Source organism: Paenibacillus arenilitoris, from assembly GCF_014705655.1.
Lineage (GTDB): Bacteria > Bacillota > Bacilli > Paenibacillales > Paenibacillaceae > Pristimantibacillus > Pristimantibacillus arenilitoris.
The window spans coordinates 70,079-90,836 of the sequence record NZ_JACXIY010000013.1 but is presented as its reverse complement, the minus strand read 5'-3'; the positions used below and the strand labels follow the sequence as shown (position 1 = coordinate 90,836).

Below are 20,758 nucleotides of genomic sequence, written 5' to 3'. Positions count from 1 at the left end.
CTATGACTCTTTGTAGCTATTGATCATTCCTTATGCGCTCGGGCGCGCATCGCCCTATAGCTACAAAGAGTCATAGCTAGATGGAACGAGTATCGTCTAAAATAGGAAGCGTTATCCAAGTGGTTTCTTTTATTTTCACCCGCTGCCCGGACATATGCCCGGCAACTACGGCCAATATGGTGCTGCTGCAGGATTCGCTCCGCGAACGGGGAGTATTCGGCAAGGACGTCGAATTCGTATCGATCAGCTTCGATCCGGATAACGATACGCCGGAAGTGCTTCGGCAGTACGCCGACAGAATGGGAGTCGATCAGAACGGCTGGACGCTGCTTAGAGGAACGGAAGAGGAAGTAGGCAAGCTGGCCTCCGGCTACAACCTGTCCATTGCCAAGCTGGAAGACGGCTTGTTCGCTCATTCCGTCACCTCCTTGCTGCTCATCGACCGACAGCAGCGGGTCCGCAATATTTATCGCATGGGCGAAGATATGGACAATGAAATCATCTTGAAGGAAATTGACGACCTGCTCAAGGAGCGGCAGCGCAATTCATAACATGCGCTGCCGTCCTGCATTTATTCGATAACCTCCGTCTTCTCGTACGAATGCCGGTTCCGCTCCCCGTCGGTTACTTCAACCGTCATGCGCCATTCGCCTTGCTCGCTTATATAGACGCCCGCGGCTTCGTAAGAATATTTATCGAACCCTTCGAATCCGTACGGATCCGGCCCGCCCGACTTGAAGGCTACGGGTACCGCAATCCGGCTGTCGCCATGCTGCAAGGCAACCTCGACCATGGCCGGCTCTCCCATTCCGCCGGGCAGCCATACGTCCAGGCGAATCCGCTGGCCGGCTTCGTTCCCCCGGTTCTGGTTAAGCCGTAGCGACATGTGCGCCTCGGTTCCCATCACATGCCAATAAACCGGCTCTTGCGGGATGCGCAGGACGGAGCCGAGAGGCGAAGGCGTACACGCGGCGATCACAACGGCGATCGCCGTAAGACTTAACGCAAAGCGCAGCCGCTGCCGGAAGCGAAATAATCGGATGGCCCATCTATCGTCTCCGCCGCTTCGCCACCGCCTGAGGCCGCTGAACGCGAGCCAGGCAATTCCCGCCAGAAACAGCAGCTTCAGCGGAAGCAGCGCCCGGGTTAATGGATCCGCTTGTCCGGCAGCAGCGAATAATCGCAGCGCCAGATCCGCGATCGACGAAACGACCGCTCCCCCCAGCGCAAGACGGGAAGCCTTCGCAAATCGCGAGAACAGCCGGTTTATCGTTTCGCCCTGCTCCTCGAGGGAAGGCAGCGCCACGTACAATGATAGGCCGCCGCCAAGCCATACCGAAGCGGACACTGCAAGCAGCACGCCCGAGAACGCGCCCGCTGCGGCGGACAATGACGTATTGGCCCCTTCCAAGTGAAAGAGCGCCAACAGCGCAAGCGCGCAAGCTCCCTTAATGACGCCTGCCGCCAGGGGACGAGGGCGCTGGTACAGCGCGAACAGCAGCCATACGGCGGCGGCTCCCATCTTGAGGGGAGCCGATGAACCGGTCGTATCGGACAGGATGATCGTGATCAGCATGACCGCCGCAGCCCAGCGCTCGAGCCTAACGACGCCGGCAGGCGCTTCGCCCGCTCCGCTCCCGGGCCAGATGAATGAGGTAAACAGGCCTATGCCGCCAAGGAGCATGACCGCCCCGGACGCGGCGATTCCCTTCAGCGTATCCAATAGCGCAGCCCACTCGATCTCCGCAGCCGCATGCAGATGCTCGTGGTCGGAAGCGCCCTCCGCCCAGCCGTCCAACAACAGCGTACAGACGACCGCTATAACCGGCAGCATACAGATGACGATCTTTGCCGGCCCTTTATAATGCAACATGCTCGAACCTACTTTCTACTTGAACTATCCGATCGCGCTTCGCCGGCGGCGAGCCATTCCGCATACGGCCGCGCTCCCGGCTTGCTCATTCTTCCGCTTCCTGCCGCTCTGCTCCGGCAGCCAGGCGGCAAGCGAGGCAATCTCCTCTTGGCTTGGACATTCTCTACTATTTTCACTGAAATGGCCCCTTATTTAAATAGCCCCTTAGAGCTATGCGGCCATTCTCGAAGCGGCGCCGGATTCCAAGCCTTGCTGCCCTGCCGTCAGCCGAACGTTCCAAATCGGCTGATTTAGCACCTTACGTAGTTGCGTTTGAAGCCGATCTGCCCTTTGTCCACGGCCTTTTGAATAGTTTCGGAAGCGAGCAGCCATTTGCTCTTTCCTTTGTCCCGTTTGAGCTCCACCGGGCCCATTGCCTTTGCGGTCACGACCGCTTTATCGTGAAGCGGCAAATAGGACACCGCCACCGTGTACACAAAATTATTCATGGCGGATTTCGCCCGTTCCGGAGCACCGTGAATCGTCCTTTCGACCATCTCGAGCATATTGGCGATTTTGCTTTCGGAGAACTCAACATCCGGCCGGCTGCCGAGCAGCCAGCAGTAGCAGCTCCAGCCCGCCGACATTCTCAGCTCTTCGCCGCTTTCGATCCATTTATCGGAAACCTCTTGCGCGATATCGGTTTCGGCCAACGTCACCGCCACTACAAAGTCGGACAGCATATAAAAATAAGCCGAATCCATCCAGCGATCGAAATCCGCTTCCGTCATCGCTTTCGGATCCGCAATGATGCCGGCAAAATACATGGCGTCGTAATTTCCCGTGGCGTAAAGCTGCTCGGCCAAAGGCTGATTGATTTTGATTTTCTTCGCGAGCGGCTTCATCGCGCCTGTAGCCGCGCCAAACAGCGGTTCGTGCGCGCCATTGGATATGTACATCTTTTTGAGCCGCTCCTTGCCGAGCGCCTCAAGCTCCTGCATCACCGTTTCTGCGTTCATCGTCTATCACTTCCGTTTTTAAATTTTAGTTTGATCGTCGATAACGAGCGCTTGCTTCTGTTGCACCATCATCGTATCCCAAACGGCTTTGAAAGCCAAGCCTTTGGCATATCGGCTATATTTTCGCGCGAATCGTCCAAGAAAACGCCATCCCCTCGCCTTATTCTTGTAAGTAGGAAGTGTCATTCCTCATTCAAGAGAAGGAGCGTTGAAATGATGAATACCGTTAATGTACTGAACGCCAGGCAGCTGCAAGCAACGGAGCAGCAAATCCGCTATTACCGGGAAAACGGCTTCGTCCAGCTTGACGATGTCATTACGCCGGAGGAGCTGGCGGAGCTGCGCGAATATTTGGATGAAACGATGGGAGCGGCCGGCAGCAACGCCGTTCAGACGGATAAAGCCGGCGGCGCCTACTACAAAGTGCTTAATCAGCGGGTAAATACGTGGCGCGATCATGGCGGCATGGGCAAATTCTCGTTGTCGGAGCGCTTCGCCGGGCTGGCCCGACAATTGACCGGCGCTTCCGGCATGCGCTTGTTCCATGACCACGCCTTGTACAAAATGCCGCAGGATTCCAAGCCGACGCCTTGGCATCAGGACTTCCCTTATTGGCCGATGAAGGACTCCGGCGCCCTGTCGCTGTGGCTGACGCTCGATGACGTGGACGAGAACAACGGCTGCATGATGTTCATTCCGAAATCGCAAAAGCTGAAAAACTTGAAAAGCGTCGATTTCCTGGAGCCGCACGACCTGTTCGATGAGACCAAAGGACAGACCGACCGCAACACCGCCGTCGTGGTGCGCATGAAAGCGGGAAGCTGCACCTTCCATGACGGGCTGACGTTCCATTATGCCCATGCCAACCAAACGGACCGCCCGCGCCGGGTACTCGCCATCATCTTCATGCCCGACGGCACCATCTACAACGGCAAGCCGCATGTCGTCAGCGACGGACAAAATTTGGCCGCCGGCGAACCGTTCCGCGGACCGATGTTCCCTCTGCTGGCATAGAGGGGCGAACGGAATACCGTCATTCATTCATCATAAAAAAAAGAGGGGCTCGTCGCCCCTCTTTGCTATTTCCGCCAATATATCTCCTGTTATCGTACCAGCCAGCGATAATCTTGTCTGCAGTCTACGATGTGATCCACATACACCATTTCATCTTGAATCTGATACAACACCAGATACCACTTCTCCACAAACATCTTGTGATATTTGTTTGGAGGTATAAACTCCGCATCCAGAAAAGGATAGCGTTCCGGCATCAGCGCCAATGAACGTATCGCTTGAAGCAATTCGTTTTTCGTGCTACGCGCGGCATCGGGACTCTTCTCGGCCAGAAAACGTATATGACTGGCGAGCATCTGGCGGGCCCGATCAGAAACGATTACCTTATATCGAGGTGTTCTTTCCATGTTCAGCCTCATCAATAATGCTATCCAAATACGTATCCAGTTCGTCCGGCGTTACGCCTGCGCGTCCCGCCAAGCGATCCTCTTGAACAGCCAACAGATCTTCACGCAGCTTCAGCATCTTCTCGCGGCGAGAGAATGCTTCAATGTCCATCACTACGAGATCTCCTTCACCATTTTTGGTCAAATAGACCGGTTCACCGGTGGTTTTGCATAAATCTGCGATATCATTATAGTTTTGCCGAATGCTGGCCGATGGCTTGATTAACATCCTACCCGCTCCTTGCATAGCTATATTTTAGTTTTATTATACCCATTTTGTGCTATGCATTCAATGACTTCCGCCTTCCCCTGCGATGGGAATAATCCGACAAAGCCGACTCCAGCACAGTGGTCCTTTACCGCGATGAGCGTACCATCGCGGCCATGGATTCGATTACCTTAACTCTAATAATCTCGCTATGATCACGGCAGCCTCGGCTCTGGTCGATAAGCTCTTCGGAGCAAAGCCGGTTGCGCTTCTTCCTTCCAGAATGGCATATTTGACGCTCAAGGCTGCGAGATTCTTCGCATAATCGGAAATTTGCGATGCATCCGCATACTTTTCAAGAAATGGATTCGTTTCGGCCGGAAGCGACTTTCCTTTAAGCTTGATCAGCGCCCTGCCAATCATGACGGACATATCTTGGCGCGTAATATACCCGTTCGGGTTGAAAGAGCCTTCTCCGCTGCCTTCGATAAGCTCCGCTTGGACAGCCGAGGCGACCTCTTCATAGAACCAGTCGCTTTCCGATACATCGTTGAAGCTGCTAACGGCATCGTTATCCATCAGCTGGAAGGCTCTCACAAGCAGAGCCGCGAATTGGGCTCTTGTCACGTAGCCAGACGGCTCGAAGGCATTTTTTCCAGTCCCGTCGATGATTCCTCTTGCAGCCAGTGTCTCGATCGCGTCTCGTGCCCAGCCGACTTTACCGAGATCGGCGAAAGTTTTATCGTTCTCCATGGCGTCATAGTAACTGAAGTGCGAAGTCTTGAAGCTGATCCAGCCGGTCGCTTCATCGTAGACGCCCGCCATATTCTCAAGCTCGCCGCTATCATTGATGTACAATACCGTCATTTTATTCGGGTTCTCGCCCGGCTTCAGCGTGTACGGCAGCGCAATGTCAAGCGGCTGGCCGAAACGGCTGATCTCCGCGTCTCCGATAACCAGTTTGAAATCATATACGGAGCTGCTGCCCGCAGCCGCTTGAACCTCGGCAGAAAGTTCCGACGCATCCGCCTTTGTTACGGTAAGAGCTACCGCCTCATCGTCCTTGGCCACAATAGTCTCCGGCACGACTGCGACCTTAGCGATTCCTGTATCAATGACGATTTTGCCGATCGCATGATCCGATGCTTGTGCGATCAGGTGCGCCGGCAGCCGCGTTTCCGCTTCTTTCACATCGGCCAAGCCAGCAGCCTTGATGACAAGAACGGCATCTACCTGAGCATCAGCCCCCGCTGCCCCAAGCTCTTTGTTCAATTGATCGGCGGCATGCCGAATGTCACCCATTCGGGCGACAAGCGCCGCTGCCGTATGATCGTCAATAACCGCACTTGACTTGCCTTCGGCAACAACCGGTTGGACAGGTTCGGCAGACCATTTCGCCATTGCCTTGTCGGCCGCACGCCATAACGAGGCGGATACGGCTTGGCCGCTTATCCCTGCCGCTTCCGCATGGCGGATGACTGCCGAGGCGCTTTGAATGATGCCGACTGTCTTGTTCAAAGCTTCTTTCGGGTCTTCTATCTTATCTATCGCAAAGGCGGCCGCACCTACAAGCCTTGCCGCATCTGCCGCCGCTGCCGCCTTGTCGGCTGTCGTCGCTGCGCTTTCGGCCGCTTTGCCCAGTTCGGTCACAATCGCAATAGCCGCTGTCAACCCGCTCTTGGCATCGGCGTCTGAAGCTGCATTTGCAAGATCGTGAATGACCGCTTCCATCCTTTGTTCCGTTACCCCGTTCTCGTCAGATGGCGGCGGGGCAACCGGAGGCGTACCGTCGCCTGAGCCGCCGCTTACTGCGGCAAAGCCCGCAACCAGATGAACGGCTTCCGTCCCCATCGTAAACGTATAGGATGCTCCAGTGCCTGCCTCGGCGCCGTCTATCGTCCAACTTACAAAACGATATCCCGGGTTGGCCGCGGCAGTTACCTCTACGCTGTCGCCCTCGGCATAGCTTCCCGCCCCGCCTACTGTTCCTCCATGAGCCGGACTGGCCGTAACATCAACGGGATAAACAGCGACCAGTGCCGCCATCCCCGCTTGCAAACCGGCTAACGCCTCATCGATCCCTTCTTGCGTTAACGCATCGTCGTCCAGTTCGGCCTCCGCCGCCGTAACGGCCATTTGTAAGGCCGCCCAGCTCTGCGGGGAATAGTCCGCTTCATTCAATAATCCAGCCTCTATCAGCGCCGCATCGAGCAAGGAAGTATCGACGGACGTCTGCGATGCCAGCGCCCGAATGTCCTCGGCGTCCAGCCCATAATTATATAGACGCACTTCATCGATTTTTCCGTTCCAAGGACGGTCGGCGCCGCTCCTCGCCTTTCCGATTCGCAGCGTATTCGAACCGCCCGACACATGAAGAGGCAGCGAAGCCTTGTTGACGATTTCTTCTCCATTCACATAAATATACAGCTGATTCTCTTTTCTCTGGAAGGCAAGATGCGTCCATTCATTCTGCTTAATCGCATCGTTAGCCGTCCATACAATCGTTTCCGTGCCGCTAAAGCCTGTACTGAATTGTACGGCAGTTCCCGACGTTCGGGCCCACCATTGGCTGACGGGAGCTGCAAGCTCTCCGTACCAGAACAAAAATCTTTGCCCGTCCAGCTGATTCGCCTGCACCCAAGCCGTCACCGTAAAGTCGCCCGTACCGAACCGCATGCCGCCATCGTCCGATCCGGTAACATCGATATAATGAGAAGAATCGCTGAATGCGATAGATTTGCCGATATACCCCGTCGAAATAGCGGCGCCGTTAATGACCGCGCTGTCATTCCCCCGTCCCGACGAATCATGGATCCCGCTGTCGCCCGGTCTTTCAAACTTCCAGTTCGCAACAAGCTGCTGCTTGACATAATGCGCAGTTAGCTCGACATCCTCGGCGCCCACTACAAAGGTATAGTTCGGATTGTCGCTGACAGCCGTCCCGCTCTGTGTCCAGTTCACGAATTGATAACCGGCTTCGGCTTCGGCGCTTACCGTTACGCTGCTCCCCTGCACGTATTCCCCGCCTCCGGTTACACGTCCTCCGTTAGCGGGATTGGCGGAAACCGCAACGGTACGGGTAATCGTCATTTCAAAATTTGCGGTCAGATTGACGGCTTGCGCCCCCATCGTAAAGGTATAGGTTGGATTCGCGCCCACTTCCACCCCATCCTTCGTCCAATTAACGAATCGGTAATCCGTATTAGCCGCAGCGGTTAACGTTACGCTGTCGCCCTGCTCCGAATAACCGATATCGCCGGCCACGCTTCCCCCTTCTTCAGGAGAAACCCGGACTGTCACCGGATAGCCGGGCTCCAGCTCCGAAATAGCCGCCTGCAACTCCCCCTCGGCGTGATTGACGTTTGCTTGCGTCATGGCCTCGCTGTCCAATAAGACGTCGGCAGCCGTCAAGACCGCCTGCAGATTAGCCCACGCTTCGGCAGGATAATCATTGGCATTTAACGCCTTGGCCTCTCCCATCTTCGCTTCCAGCGCTGTCGTATCGACAGACGGCATTCCGCTCAAAGTCTGTATCTCCGCCTGGCTTAGCCCGTAATTGTACATACGGATTTCATCCATCTTGCCCAGCCAGCCGCGATCTCCTGACTTTGCTCTGCCGACATATAAGTTCGTCTCGGGGCCTCTGGATATATTTACTGGAGTCGAGCCTTTCCTGACCTTCCGAACGCCGTCTACATAGATTTCCATAATGCCGTTTTTTCTTTGAACGACGATATGATGCCACACTCCGGCCTGAATAGGAGCGTCTGTCGTTCCCGCATTAATCTCGACGCCGACGCCACCGGGTTTATTGCCGTTCGAGAACTCAAGATTCGCCCTTCCCGCAGCCGCATTCGGCTTTATACGTACCCACCACTGGCTAATGTCGCTTGTATTTCGTCCGTACCAGAAGAGGATATGCTGTCCGCCGATTACATCATCGGCATTGATCCAAGCGGATACGGCAAAATCCCCTGTCCCGAACTTCGTCGCATCAATGCCCGGGACGTCCAATAGCTCCCTCTCCTGAGTCGTTTGACCGGTCGGCAAATCATCAAACTTCAGCGCTTTGCCGATATAGCCTTGTTCGAATGCAATGCCCCTGAAGGTTGTAACCGCCTCATTGCCGAATCCGGACGAATCGCGCAATTTGCCGGCATCCGACTTTTCAAATTTCCAATTGGTTACAAGCCGTTTCTTGACGGGATGCAGCGTGTACGTATTGGTCTGCTCATTTGCCGTAACCGAAATCCGAATTTCTGCGGACTCCCCGGGAATCTCGACTTCGAACACTTCTCCGCTTCGGGCAGGCTCTCCGTTAATCGTAATCTCCGGATTGCTGTTCGGGTAAGCGACAGGAGTAACCGAAATCGTGGAAGCGGTTGCATCAACCCTTACGTCATAGTCGTAAACTTCGCTGATGAAGGTCGGTGCAAAATCGGCTCCAGGTATTTCGATATCGTTCAGCTGCGCCATCGGCGGCGGAGAGGTAAGCCACTCCAGATCAAACTTTTTCACAGTCAGAAATTTATAAGGGTCCCGCTCATAAAAAACGTAAATCGACTTATCCGGACCTACGGCAATATCGGAATAAGCCGCTCCTCCGAGCTGCAGCAGCCTAGAATAGGCCCAAGTCTGCCCATTGTCCTCGCTCATTCGCAGCGTCAGATGCTCCCTTGCCGTCTCGCTATTGGCATTCACGAACAGAATGCGGTTTTCGTCATAACGGACGATGCTGCCGAAGCATAACGGATCAACCAGCTCCTCGTCGAACACCGGCGTCGACCACCCGCTAATCCCATTCGCGCTGACCGAAACCGCTCTACGATTGCCGGAGTCGTTATTTCGCATATTAATCATGACGCGCCCATCCGACAGCTCCACCAGCGCCGACTCGTTCGGGTTGGACAGCTCAGGGCTGTCCGCCGCAATAATCTCGCCCATATGCCATGTTTCGCCGAGGTTGTCGCTATAAACCGACGAAACGACCGAAGGGCTATGAGCGGTAGGCTGCGCCGCTCCTCCATTCGCCATCCAGACAGCAGCCAGAAGCCGCCCGTTCTCAAGCTGGATGCCGTGGCCAGGGCCGACTGCAACAACTCTCCACTCATACTCGGATTCACGGAAGACGTCCGTGATGTTTTCCGGTTCGCTGGATTGCGGATCGAGCGGATTCGTCCATGTCGCGCCGCCGTCGGTGCTCTTCAAATGGAAGGTTTCCGCGTATTCCTTGCTGTACAGCAAATGCACCGTATTCGCGTCCTTCTCCGCGATCATGACCGGATTATTCATCGTGTTCCCGGTTGATACGCTTCAACAAGCTTTACCGGAGCGCTCCACGTCTGCCCGTTATCCGTGCTTCTCATCATCAGAATATCAATATCCGCCCAGTCCGAGGTTGTCGTCCTTGCTTCACAGTAGGCGATCAGCGTCCCGTCATGCGTAACGATAATTCCCGGTATTCGAAATATTTCGTAGTACCGGCCGTTGATTGTCGTTTTTTGGGCAAACAAATCGGTGCTGACCTCCACTTGATCCGAGTTTGGGGCTGCTTCGGCTTTCGCCGGCGAAAAAGCATAAAAATGAGTAATAAGCATGCATATGCCTACAAACAAGCCGATGAACTTGTTGAATTTACGCATGGTCTTCCTCCTTTTTTCTAATGTCGCCTATCCGGTCGCTATGAATTTTGACAACCAGCTTTACTAAGGCCGTACCGCCCTCCGGACTGCAATTCGGACGATGGTACTCCCCCGGCCAATAGACGGTGAATGCCCCTGGTCCGAGCTTAATGACCGTTTCATCTTCAACATGATCAAACAAAGCGTAATCGCTGTCTTCAAGCCGGTCCAATACCGGCTGATTGCGATTCGAGGCTGGCGCGAACGCCTGCCACTCCTCCCCCTCCAGGACGATATGGATATCGGCGTGAAGCGCATGGACTTCGGACGGCCGCTTGTCAAATCTCTCCGTCGTCGGCGTTTGTTTCATAACATACATCTGGCTTCCTACGATCTCGACGGTCGACGGCATTTCGTCGGTATTCAATGTTTGAATAAACGCCAATGCCTGTTGCACCGCCTCCCCATATTGGCTTTTGTTGCGCTCCCAATTCCGGATCGTATCAACGATCAAACGGACTGCCTCCCCTGCTGGTCGATTAGCATTCATAGAAAAGAGCTGTCCCCAGGTCCATATTTTCCGCCTAAGGGACAGCCTCTTTTCGTCATGTTCTATGAACCGGCTTATTGATGCGTTTTATAATATTCCTGACCATAAGCGATAATATCTTGACCGCCTGCTGCAAGCCACTTCTGCTGCAGTTCATTCCAATCCTTGTCAAAATCTTTGCTCATGATCGCCTTGAGCCAGCCTTCTCCATACGCGGATCTCAGCTTGCCCTGATCGCCAAGAAGATTGTCGTCAAATACGTTCATTAACGGCGGAGCGATAGAATACTTGGAGTTGATGGCAAACCAGTCCGGGAAGGAGCCTTTCGCCATATCCGTCGTAATCCAAGGCTGCAGGTTCGTGAAAGCTTCGTCGTAGTTGAAGTTGTTTTCTTCAATCGGAATGTAGCCGTATTCGAAATAGTTCATCGCGCCCCAGGACAGCGGATACAAGAAACCGTTTTTGTTCGTATCCCAATCCTTGGACATTTCCTCTTCATTGATCGTATAAATTCGGTTGCCATTCTCCTCTTTCACATCGGTGAAGTGGGTTCCTTCTATACCGAACAGCGTGAGCTCTCTGCCTTCCTTCGTATGCGTATATTCGATGAGCTCCAGCACCTTCTCGGGGTTTTTGGAGGTCTTCGGTATGACCGTTCCTCTCCAGAAGCCGCCGGAATGCCCCGAGTTGGCGGGAGTGCCGTTCTCGCCTTGAAGCGGTGGAAGATACGCAATCTTGGCATCAGGATTGACGGACTGCGCCTTCTGTACAAACAAGTCGGGCTTGGAGGTTACCGCGATGCCGTATTTTCCAGCGCCGAAATCATCGGATTCCGGTCCTTGGGCGCCGTCCGGCTTCAGGCTGAGCCAATCCTTGTTAATAAGATTTTCATCGACCAGCTTCTTGAAGAATGCGGCGGATTCCTTCGCATATGGAGAAGCTTCGAAGCGGGTAATGCTTCCGTCCGGCATCGTTACCCAGTTGTCTGTCCGTCCGGCAACCACATAGGCTCTGTTAATAAATTGTCCAAGCTGACTGATGGAAGGATCGGACATGCCGCTTGCCCTTGTATAAATACCGTAGGTATCGTCTTTGCCGTTCTTGTCCGGATCCTCTTCTTTGAAGGCTTTGATGACATTGTAAAATTCCTCGATCGTCGTCGGCATCTTAAGCCCCAGGTTATCCAGCCAGTCTTGGCGGATAATCCATCCCCACTGCATCGGAGCAAGACCGAGCGGCTTGAAATACGCTTTGCCGTCGATTCTAAAGCCCTTGTAAACGTCCGCGTTGATCACGGCCTTGAGGTGAGGATAGTTGCCGCTTTCCAAAAACTCATCGTACGGATAAATCAAATCATTTTTGGCCCATTCGATCATGGCCTTGCCGGCATCAACCGTCGCGAGGTCAAAGTCTTCCCCCGATGCGATCATGAGGCTGACTTTGTTGGCAAATTGGTCATTCGGAATGCTGATGATTTCGATTTTCGTGTTCGTTCTTTTTTGCAGCTCCAGCAGGATACGGTCCTTTTCCGGATCCTGCTCGTTAGCCGCGCGCACCCATTTGATCGTCACCGGTTCGCTTGACTCCGCTTCGTTCGAAGCGGCCGGGGTGCTCGTGTTCGAATTTTTCGAGCTGTCTCCGCCATTGGCCGGCTCCTGCTTTTGCGCGCATCCGCTCAAGACGGTACCGGCAAGCAGTGCGGACATTAACAACATCGTCATCATTTTCTGTTTTTTCAATTTCCGACTCTCCCTTCAAAGTACATGCTTCAACAACAATGTATCTATAACCCACCTGGTGGAGGATTACCGCTATTCCTTTACCGCGCCGAGCATAATTCCTTTGGTAAAGTACTTCTGTACGAACGGATAAATGAGGAGCACAGGGACCATGCCGATTACGATACAGGCCATTTTGAACTGCTCCATATTCGATCCCGTAGTCGATATGCCAACCTCCGCCGTCACCATGTCCTGAATAATCATCTGCCGCAATATGACCTGAAGCGGGAACCTATCATTGGAATTAATGAACAACGTGGCCAGGAAGTAGTCATTCCATAGCGCGACGCCGTAAAACAAGCTGACTGCGGCAAACACCGGCGCGGAGATCGGAATAATGATCTTAAACAAAATTTGAATGTCGTTATAGCCGTCGATCTTTGCCGCCTCTTCCAGACTCGGAGGGAGACTGGAAAAATAGTTTTTCATAATGATCAGGTTATAGGTCGAGACGGCTGTAGGCAGCACCAGCGCCCAGATCGTATCGATCAAATTCAGGTTTCTTACCAGCACGTAGAAGGGAACCAATCCGCCGCTAAAGAACATCGTGAAGATCAAAAAACGGAAAATGATGTTTCTGCCCGGCAGGTCAGATTTGGACAGCGCGTAAGCGCCGAGACTGGTAAGGATCATGCTGAGGGCCGTTCCCAGCGCCGTAATTTGCACGGTTTTGAATAAGGCGTTTGCAATCCCTCCGATGTTGCCGAACGCTCTCTTGTACTCGGTAAGACTGAAGCTCTTTGGAATCAAGTTATAGGTATCCGTTAAATACACCTCTTGCGAAGAAAACGAGATAACTAGAATTCTCCATAAAGGGATGAGTATAAGTAACGACCCCACAGCGAGCATGAGATAGATGAAAATATCCGCCATTGAAAATCTTTTTTGTATAGACACGTCTTACATCCTCCCGCGTTAGTAAATGCCTTCTCGCCCCATCGCCTTGGCCATTCGGTTAGCACCGACAAGCAGTACGACGCAAATGAGCGATTTCAAGATACCGGCAGCCGCTGCAAAGCTGAATTTGCTGTCGCTCAGGGCGGTTCTGAAAATGTAGGTATCCAGAATGTCGCCGGTGGAGTAGACCAATGGATTGTAGAAGTTATACACCTGGTCAAAGCCCCAGCCCAGGATTTTACCGATCGTAAGGATAAACATGATCAGGATGACGCCGCTGATGCCTGGCAGGGTCACGTGCCTGACAAGCGCCCATCTTCCGGCGCCGTCAATCGTCGCGGCCTCGTATTGCTCCGAGCTGATCCCCGCCATTGCCGCAATGTAGATAACCGTGCCGAAGCCCGCTTCCTTCCAGAGATCCGTAGAGATCAGTACATGCCTAAATAATTCCGGGTTAGTCAATATATCCTGCGCATTGTCTTTGAAAATGGCGGCAATCAGTCCCGACTCCGGATTGAAGAACGTGATAAAGATGGAAGCGACAATGACCCACGAAATAAAATGCGGCAAATAAATAATCGTTTGAACGCTCTTTCGGAATTTCAAATGCCGGACTTCATTCAGAAGCAATGCAATCATGATCGGAATGGGAAACGCCGTAACCAGACGATAAAGCGCAATAATGATCGTGTTCCAGAACGCTCTCCAGAAATCTTCTTCCGCAAATAACGCTTCGAAATGCTTCAAGCCGACAAACGGACTGTGGAAAAATCCCTTGCTCATCGTAAAGTCTTGAAAGGCCATCACGACTCCGTACATCGGAACATAACAGAAAATGGCGTACCAAATGAGCACAGGGATCAGCATGAAATAAAAGTACTTGTATTTGGCGATTTGCTTCACGTTTTTCTCCTTCTTTTCTCCTTTTTGTTGTGTGGCTTATGTGATGTCTTTATTGTAAAGCGTTTTCATAAAGGGCAACATGCCCCTAACTTAGCATTTGTTTTGCTTATTTAACCGGATAATGAATCGTGACCGTAGTACCCCTGCCCCGTTCGCTGTCAATCGTAATTCCGTACTCATTGCCAAAGAACAAGCGGATTCGTTCATGCACATTGATGATCCCGATGCTTTCTCCCGCCGCTTTCCCATCCAGCCTCCTCTTGATTTCCTTCAGCCTGTCCTCCGGCATGCCGGCGCCATCATCGCGGATCGTAATGACCAGCAGACGCTCGCTTGCTTTGCGCACGGCGATATGGATCGTTCCGCCGCGTTCCGTAACTTCCAGACCGTGATAGATCGCATTTTCCACAATGGGCTGAAGCGTCAATTTCAACACCGGAAGCTCCATGATGTCGTCGCTTACGTCATATACGGCATGGATCTTGCTCCCAAACCGCATTTGCTGAATTTCCACGTACGTTTGGACATGCGCGATTTCATCGCGAATCGCCACTGTTTTTTCGCCGCGCGTAATGCTCGATTTAAACAAGGCGATGAGCAGCTTGATCATTTTCTCCGTCCTGGGATCTTTGGCAAAGGCCATATATTGCGCGGTTTTGAGTGTGTTGTATAGAAAGTGCGGATTGATTTGGGATTGCAGCAAATACAATTCATATTCCTTCGCTTTCAGTTCCGAAATGTATTTCTCTTCAATAAGCAGGTCGATCCGCTCCAGCATTTCGTTAAAACTATGGCCGAGTTCATAGATCTCGTCTACCGTGCTGCTCTTGAAGCGAATTTGAAGGTTCCCTCTCTTCACCGATCTGACGGTTCTCAGCAAGGCCGAAACATTCAGAAGAAGAATGGAGGAGAAGCCGTACGAAAATCCATAGCTCAAAATAAGAAGTCCGAACAGCACCACAATGCTGTACACAAGGAGGGAGCCGTTCTCGTTGAAATTTTTCAATAGAAATACCAGTCTCCATTGGTTTTCCTCAAAGGATTTGGAAATCATCAAATAGTTATTTCGGCTATCCCGGAACACGACCCGTTCATGCTGATCCAAGGATATCTTGTGGTCAGCGAGTACTGCCGGCAAGCTTTTCCTATCGCTTCGGTCCAGATCGCTGAATATATCTTGTCCGGAACGGTCTACGAGATATAGCTCCAAATCGCTATATTTGAGAAAGGCGTCCAGCATCTTCACAATCTCTTCGCCGTTGAAGTCGATCAAAATAAAGCCGAGCAGCTTGCCCGCTTCAATCCCGTCCGCAACGCCCCGGATTTGCATCCCGACGCGGATGCTCTTCTTGTTAAACGGGGAATCCGCGTAGCTGCGCCATAAAAACACGCTAAAGTTATTTTTCACATAATCGAGATCGGATTGCGCATCCGGGCGCATCATAAACGAGCGTCCATACGTAGAGGAGTACACCAGCCGCCTATTGGCGTCGTAAAGAGTAATATTGGATATTCCTTTGTCAAACAGATTTCGGGAAAGAATAATGTCGTTCATCTCATCCCGAATTTCTTGATCGACGTCGCCGGTCGTGTCGCTCACATCCAGCAGCTTCTGCACATTATCGTTGACCGAGGAAGTCTCGATGATCAGCATCCGATAGTTGTGATACACGAACTGCATCTGCTGATGGAGAATTTGCGCGCTGTATTCGAACACGGACCCGACCTTGTTTTCTACCGTTTGCTTGGCGGATATATAAGAGCTGCCTGTAATAAGCACAACCGGGACCGTTACGATGCCGGAATATAAAATGAGCAGCGTTAATTTGAAACCGATTCTCCTCTTGGACAGGACGATTGGCTTATTCTCAATATCGCGGTGATTCAGCTTGCCGATCTGAGCTTCCATGCTCTGAATAGGCTTGACGATTTTTTTGCCTGCTATCGCAAGCACAAGAAGCGATAATGACAGGCAAAATAAACCAATGAGCACATTGATAACCAAATTGTTGCGAATCGACCCTTGAAGCTTGTCAAATGTGAACGTATTGGTAATGGTCCAGCCCTCATAGTTCAACGGGTTTTTGAAGGAGTATTGTTGTTCCCTCATTTCTCCTTCGGCCGGATTGTAGGAAATTTCCGCCGAGTTCCCCGCAAGATCGGTAATAAAAATGCCGTTCCCGGCAAACTGCATCTCCTCGATCAGCTTTTGGCTCAATACGACAATCAGGTACGCGTCAATCTCATCGGCATCGGACTCCAATATCGGACTGATGACCGCGAGCCTTTCGTAGCTCCCTGTTATGTAGCGATCGAGTAAAAACTGGCTATCCTCGCTCAGGAGATGAGGTTTTTTCAGGTTGGCATAAAAATCGGCGGATTTGTATTTGCTGTAGTCCTGTCCGACCGTATTGCTGGCATGAATAAAAATTTGCTTCTGCTGGTCCACAACCAGCACGGCGTCGACCTTATCGTTGCTGAGAATCAGATTGTTCAGATACGCCTCATAATCCTTCTGATCTTTGACGAGCGTATAGGGATCGGTTTCATCCAAATGAATCATCCGGTCGAAATACTCGTTCTTCATCGACAAGCTGACAATATCGGCAATTTCGCCTAAATACGTATTGGCCTTTTCGACGGCTGCGCCCGTCGCGATTTCATTCACGCGTTCAAATTGAAACAAAATAAACCGGTTCGTGACCCAATAACAGGTGAACGTTGTAATCGTGATCGAGATTATTGAAAACAAAAGTCCGAATAAAAGAATCTTTTTTTCCAGAGATTTGACTCCCATAGGCGATCGGCTATCCTTTACATTTTTCTCTGTATTCCAAAGGGGTAAGTCCTGTCATACTTCTAAACAGCTCGCTGAAATAACGCGGCTTCTCATAGCCGACCAGGTTCGAAATCTCATATATGCGATAATGGATGCCCTTGAGATGTTTTTTGGCTTCTTCAATACGAACCTCGATGAGCACTTGCTTGAACGTCTTTCCGATATCCTTGCTGAACAGTCTGGACAGATGCACCGGATGGACGTTTACATACTTGGCCAATTGCTCCAGGCTGATGGGCTCGGCATAATGCTGCCTTATATAGGCAATCGCTTCATCCACTACCCTGCTGTTTCGCAATGGGGTCTCCTCGTTCAGCTCTGCAAATGCCTCCGTCACATACGCTTCGAGCTTGCTGAACACCATCGCGATCGTCTCGCAATAACCGATTTCCTTAATCAAACCGTTGGATTTCTCGGAAAGCGACTCGGATCTTTTCCCTCGTTCCGCCAGTTCCTTGTCCAGAGCGAACACCAGCTTCACGGCAAAAGCCGCAATCGAGTCGATATCCGTATACTTCGCGGCTATCCATTGATTTTTCAATGCTTCAAAATAGTCCATGACATGTGCGTATGTCTTGCCATTGATCAGAGGGATGATTTCCTTCATCCGCTTGTCTTGTTCGGAGAATGGAAGGCTCAGCTTGCCGCCTTGCCCGAGTTCGCTCTCGTGAAGGATGCAGTCTCCGATATACGCCTTGTGCAGGCAGATGGACGATCTTAACTGGACAAACGAATGGCACAGGTTATGCGCGTCGTCCTTCCGATCGCCGTAAATGCAAGATAATGCAAGGCATTCTTCGTCGTTTTCTTTGTTATTCCACAGCTCTTCCTTCAGATCCCCGTACAATTCCATGACAGCCGGCACAAACTCCGCTTCAGGCACGCTCCATACGACGCAGAACAACTCCTGGAACGGGATGACCGAACCTTTGCCTTGTCCTTCGATATGTTGATACAAATAGCCGCGAATTAACGCTTGAATGCTCTCTACCCGGTCCGCACCGGAAGAAAAAACCAAGTGCCTGTATTCGTCCAATTGAAAAAGGCTGAGGCGCAAATCCGGCCTATTCGCAAATAAGCGGTTCACCAAATTTGTAAGCGCTTTCTTATTTTCGGTGTCGGAATAAGCTTTCAGCATTTCTTTAAACCGGCTTTCCCGCTTCATCCAGAACGCTTCGTCCGTCATCCGCATCTGATTTTCTTGATCCAAAACCAGCTTCAGCTTAGTGAAATGACGAACAATCTCGTCTTCTCCTTCCGATTTCAAAATATAACCGTCGACACCGCATTCGATCCCTTGCTTGGCGTAGTCGAACTCGTTAAACGCGCTGAACAGCGTGATCTTCGTTTTGGGATATCGGCTTTTCGTCTCCATCGCCAGCTCGAGACCATTGATTACGGGCATTCGGATATCCGCCAGAATCGCATCGACTTCCGTCCGTTCCAGAAACTCAAGCGCCTTGCCGCCGTTCTCGCAAACTCCCGCGACTTCGAATCCGATCGCCTTCCAATCGACAATGACCGGAAGCACGTTTCGGAAAATTTCTTCGTCTTCCACGATCAACAATTTATACAATTCCTCTTCACCTCCCGGAGGCGCGACTTCCTCCTGCGCGCCTCCACCAGGAAATCCGATTTTTGCTTTCCGCTCGCGATTGCCGCTCGGCTACCCCTGAAGAACTTGACTCTCCGTATAGAACGCCTTGATCCGCTCCCGCTCTTCCTCGGTGAACTGCTTGAGCGGCTGCCGGACAGCCGGCGTCCGAATGACGCCTTGAAGATGCAGCATCTGTTTCTCATAAGGGATTACGTCAAACCCGAGCATATGCGCGATCACCCCGTTCGCCTTCCCTTGCAGCTCTTGCAAGAGCGGCATGTCCGTCCGTTCCTCCGACGTGATCAAATCGTACATTTGCACGAACAGGCTCGGCATCATGTTGAACGTGCTGCCGATCGCTCCGTCCGCTCCCGCATAGGCGCCGCCGAGATACACCTCGTCATGTCCGTTATAGATCAAAAATTCGCTGCCGCATTTCTCGCGGATTTGCTGCATTTCGAACAGATTGAGCGATGTAAACTTGACGCCGAGACACTGCGGGTTGCGGCTCATCTGCTCATAGAAGTCCATGGACAGACTGACGCCGGTCGCTCCAGGGAAGTGATAGATGAGCATCGGCAGCGACACGGCTTCCATAATCGCTTCATAATGCTCGCGGATCTCCTTCATCGACACTTTATAATAGAACGGCACGACCGCCGACACCGCATCGACGCCTTGAAGCTCGGCATGCCGCGCCAGCTCGATCGATTCCATCGTGCTGATGCAGCCGACATGCGCAATAATCGTAACGCGTCCCGCTGCGGCCCGAACGACCGTCTCCAGCACTTGACGGCGCTCCTCGCTCGTAATAATAAACCCTTCTCCGGTGCTTCCTCCCACGTAGAAGCCCTTGACGCCCTGCCCGATTTGATGCTCGACAAGCGATACGAGCGAATCATGATCAATGGCGCCGTTCTCATTCATCGGCGTCACGAGAGCGGTATAGATTCCGCGGAATTTAGAATGTTGATCGATTATTTTGTCCATTGCAATTGCCTCCCTGGGTGTCATACTTCTTCAGCTTTCCAGCATAAAATCTTCTTCGCGCAGGCTGTATCCGCGTATTTGCCCCATTGGCGCGTCATCTACGATATACTGCACGACGTAGATTTCTCCGTCATCAAACTGCACCCAGCCGGAATAACCGAGATCGGCGACCGGACTGCGATCGAAATCGATCGGCATGATCCGCGTCCACTGCTCCCGCCTCTCCAATGCCTTGGCGGATTCCTGATCGGTAATGGCCGCAAAAAAGTTTTGCGTCCACTTTCCGAGCCAGCCCTTTCCGCCTTGCATAAACCGGTAGGTAATGAGAATCTGCCCGCTCTGCAGCAAGCCGGCGATGGGACGGTGGCATCCCGGAAGCGGCATCCGATAGAGCCCGCTCCAGCTTTCTCCCTGGTCATAGGAAATCGCTTTGTAGCAATCCCAGCCCTCGCCTGAATTTTCCCGCAAAAAAGCGACAAGCGTGCCGTCATCCAGCGGAAGAATACTGACCTCGCACAGCTTCAGGCCGGGATCGTCCGCAATGAGCACCGGCTCCGACCAATCGATCCCTTGGTTGTCGGAGTACCGGAGCCACTGCCCGTTATAGTGCGCGGAGAGCAGCCAACGGCCGGACGGAAGCTCGATCAGCTGGTCGGGGACGATGCCCGTAAGCGGCGTCGCGATAGGCTCCGACCAATGCGTGCCTTCGGCATCGCCGATCCACATATAATTAATGCCGCCTTCCGTATAACCCTTCGCGACCTGATCCGCCACAATGACGAGCCGTCCGTCGCGAAGCCGGGAGATGCGGGCGCAGTTCCAATGAGGATCTCCGTTCGTCAACTCGGTCAACGGCCGCTTGTTTCCCCATGTCCGCCCGCGATCCGTGCTCTCCGTGATCATAATGCGCGTCTGCGAACGATTTCCATGATGCGTGCATTGCGAGAATACGCATACAAGTTTGCCGGATATAGTCAGCGCCAGGTCCGGCCATGCCTCGTACCAATTATCGTCCCGGCTTACAGGAAATTTTTGAATCAT

16 protein-coding genes are annotated in these 20,758 nt (G+C 52.4%); 2 read left to right on the top strand and 14 right to left on the bottom strand.

The genetic code is table 11. The annotated features are described in order from the left end of the window. Positions 1 to 119: 119 nt before the first annotated feature. Complete coding sequence (locus IDH41_RS10425) at positions 120 to 551, top strand: SCO family protein (RefSeq protein WP_317890721.1); 432 nt, start codon at positions 120 to 122, stop codon at positions 549 to 551. A gap of 20 nt (positions 552 to 571) precedes the next feature. On the opposite strand, the gene IDH41_RS10420 is transcribed toward IDH41_RS10425, so the two are convergent. Continuing rightward, positions 572 to 1,873 carry a hypothetical protein gene (locus IDH41_RS10420; protein WP_190860750.1) on the bottom strand — a complete coding sequence of 434 codons (1,302 nt, stop codon included), beginning with the start codon at positions 1,871 to 1,873 and terminating at the stop codon, positions 572 to 574. A 290-nt stretch (positions 1,874 to 2,163) separates the two neighbouring features. Beyond that, complete coding sequence (locus IDH41_RS10415) at positions 2,164 to 2,871, bottom strand: DNA alkylation repair protein (RefSeq protein ID WP_190860748.1); 708 nt, start codon at positions 2,869 to 2,871, stop codon at positions 2,164 to 2,166. Between the two features lie 216 nt (positions 2,872 to 3,087). On the opposite strand from IDH41_RS10415, the gene IDH41_RS10410 reads away from it, so the two are divergent. Continuing rightward, a complete protein-coding gene (locus tag IDH41_RS10410; protein ID WP_190860746.1) occupies positions 3,088 to 3,885 on the top strand; it encodes a phytanoyl-CoA dioxygenase family protein in 798 nt (265 codons plus the stop codon). Between the two features lie 89 nt (positions 3,886 to 3,974). Here IDH41_RS10410 and IDH41_RS10405 read toward each other — a convergent pair whose 3' ends face one another. The 12 genes from IDH41_RS10405 to IDH41_RS10350 all read right to left on the bottom strand — a co-directional run bounded on the left by IDH41_RS10405 (position 3,975) and on the right by IDH41_RS10350 (position 20,758). Continuing rightward, the gene (locus IDH41_RS10405; protein ID WP_190860745.1) at positions 3,975 to 4,292 is read right to left on the bottom strand and encodes a type II toxin-antitoxin system RelE/ParE family toxin; all 318 of its coding nucleotides are present in this window, start codon (positions 4,290 to 4,292) and stop codon (positions 3,975 to 3,977) included. Beyond that, a complete protein-coding gene (locus IDH41_RS10400) occupies positions 4,270 to 4,560 on the bottom strand; it encodes a type II toxin-antitoxin system Phd/YefM family antitoxin (RefSeq protein ID WP_190860743.1) in 291 nt (96 codons plus the stop codon). Before IDH41_RS10400 ends, IDH41_RS10405 begins: the two co-directional genes overlap by 23 nt. A gap of 165 nt (positions 4,561 to 4,725) precedes the next feature. Beyond that, positions 4,726 to 9,831: an InlB B-repeat-containing protein gene (locus IDH41_RS10395; RefSeq protein WP_190860741.1), complete on the bottom strand. Its 5,106-nt coding sequence runs from the start codon at positions 9,829 to 9,831 to the stop codon at positions 4,726 to 4,728. Next, positions 9,828 to 10,181: a sialidase family protein gene (locus tag IDH41_RS10390; protein WP_190860739.1), complete on the bottom strand. Its 354-nt coding sequence runs from the start codon at positions 10,179 to 10,181 to the stop codon at positions 9,828 to 9,830. The genes IDH41_RS10395 and IDH41_RS10390 overlap by 4 nt, the downstream gene beginning before the upstream one ends. After that, positions 10,174 to 10,674: a YhcH/YjgK/YiaL family protein gene (locus IDH41_RS10385; protein ID WP_190860737.1), complete on the bottom strand. Its 501-nt coding sequence runs from the start codon at positions 10,672 to 10,674 to the stop codon at positions 10,174 to 10,176. The genes IDH41_RS10390 and IDH41_RS10385 overlap by 8 nt, the downstream gene beginning before the upstream one ends. Positions 10,675 to 10,784: 110 nt before the next feature. After that, positions 10,785 to 12,449 (bottom strand): extracellular solute-binding protein, encoded by a 1,665-nt coding sequence (locus tag IDH41_RS10380; protein WP_190860735.1) that lies wholly within the window; start codon positions 12,447 to 12,449, stop codon positions 10,785 to 10,787. Positions 12,450 to 12,521: 72 nt separating this feature from the next. Then, positions 12,522 to 13,241, bottom strand: a complete 720-nt coding sequence (locus IDH41_RS10375; RefSeq protein WP_190860733.1) for a carbohydrate ABC transporter permease — start codon at positions 13,239 to 13,241, stop codon at positions 12,522 to 12,524. Positions 13,242 to 13,406: 165 nt separating this feature from the next. Further along, on the bottom strand, positions 13,407 to 14,291 hold the full coding sequence (locus IDH41_RS10370; RefSeq protein ID WP_317890720.1) for an ABC transporter permease: 885 nt from the start codon (positions 14,289 to 14,291) through the stop codon (positions 13,407 to 13,409). Between the two features lie 106 nt (positions 14,292 to 14,397). Further along, positions 14,398 to 17,088 (bottom strand): sensor histidine kinase, encoded by a 2,691-nt coding sequence (locus tag IDH41_RS10365; protein WP_190860732.1) that lies wholly within the window; start codon positions 17,086 to 17,088, stop codon positions 14,398 to 14,400. Between the two features lie 10 nt (positions 17,089 to 17,098). After that, positions 17,099 to 18,706, bottom strand: a complete 1,608-nt coding sequence (locus tag IDH41_RS10360) for a response regulator transcription factor (protein WP_190860730.1) — start codon at positions 18,704 to 18,706, stop codon at positions 17,099 to 17,101. Positions 18,707 to 18,796: 90 nt separating this feature from the next. After that, positions 18,797 to 19,717 carry an N-acetylneuraminate lyase gene (locus tag IDH41_RS10355; protein WP_190860728.1) on the bottom strand — a complete coding sequence of 307 codons (921 nt, stop codon included), beginning with the start codon at positions 19,715 to 19,717 and terminating at the stop codon, positions 18,797 to 18,799. Between the two features lie 30 nt (positions 19,718 to 19,747). Next, positions 19,748 to 20,758 carry a sialidase family protein gene (locus IDH41_RS10350; protein WP_190860726.1) on the bottom strand — a complete coding sequence of 337 codons (1,011 nt, stop codon included), beginning with the start codon at positions 20,756 to 20,758 and terminating at the stop codon, positions 19,748 to 19,750.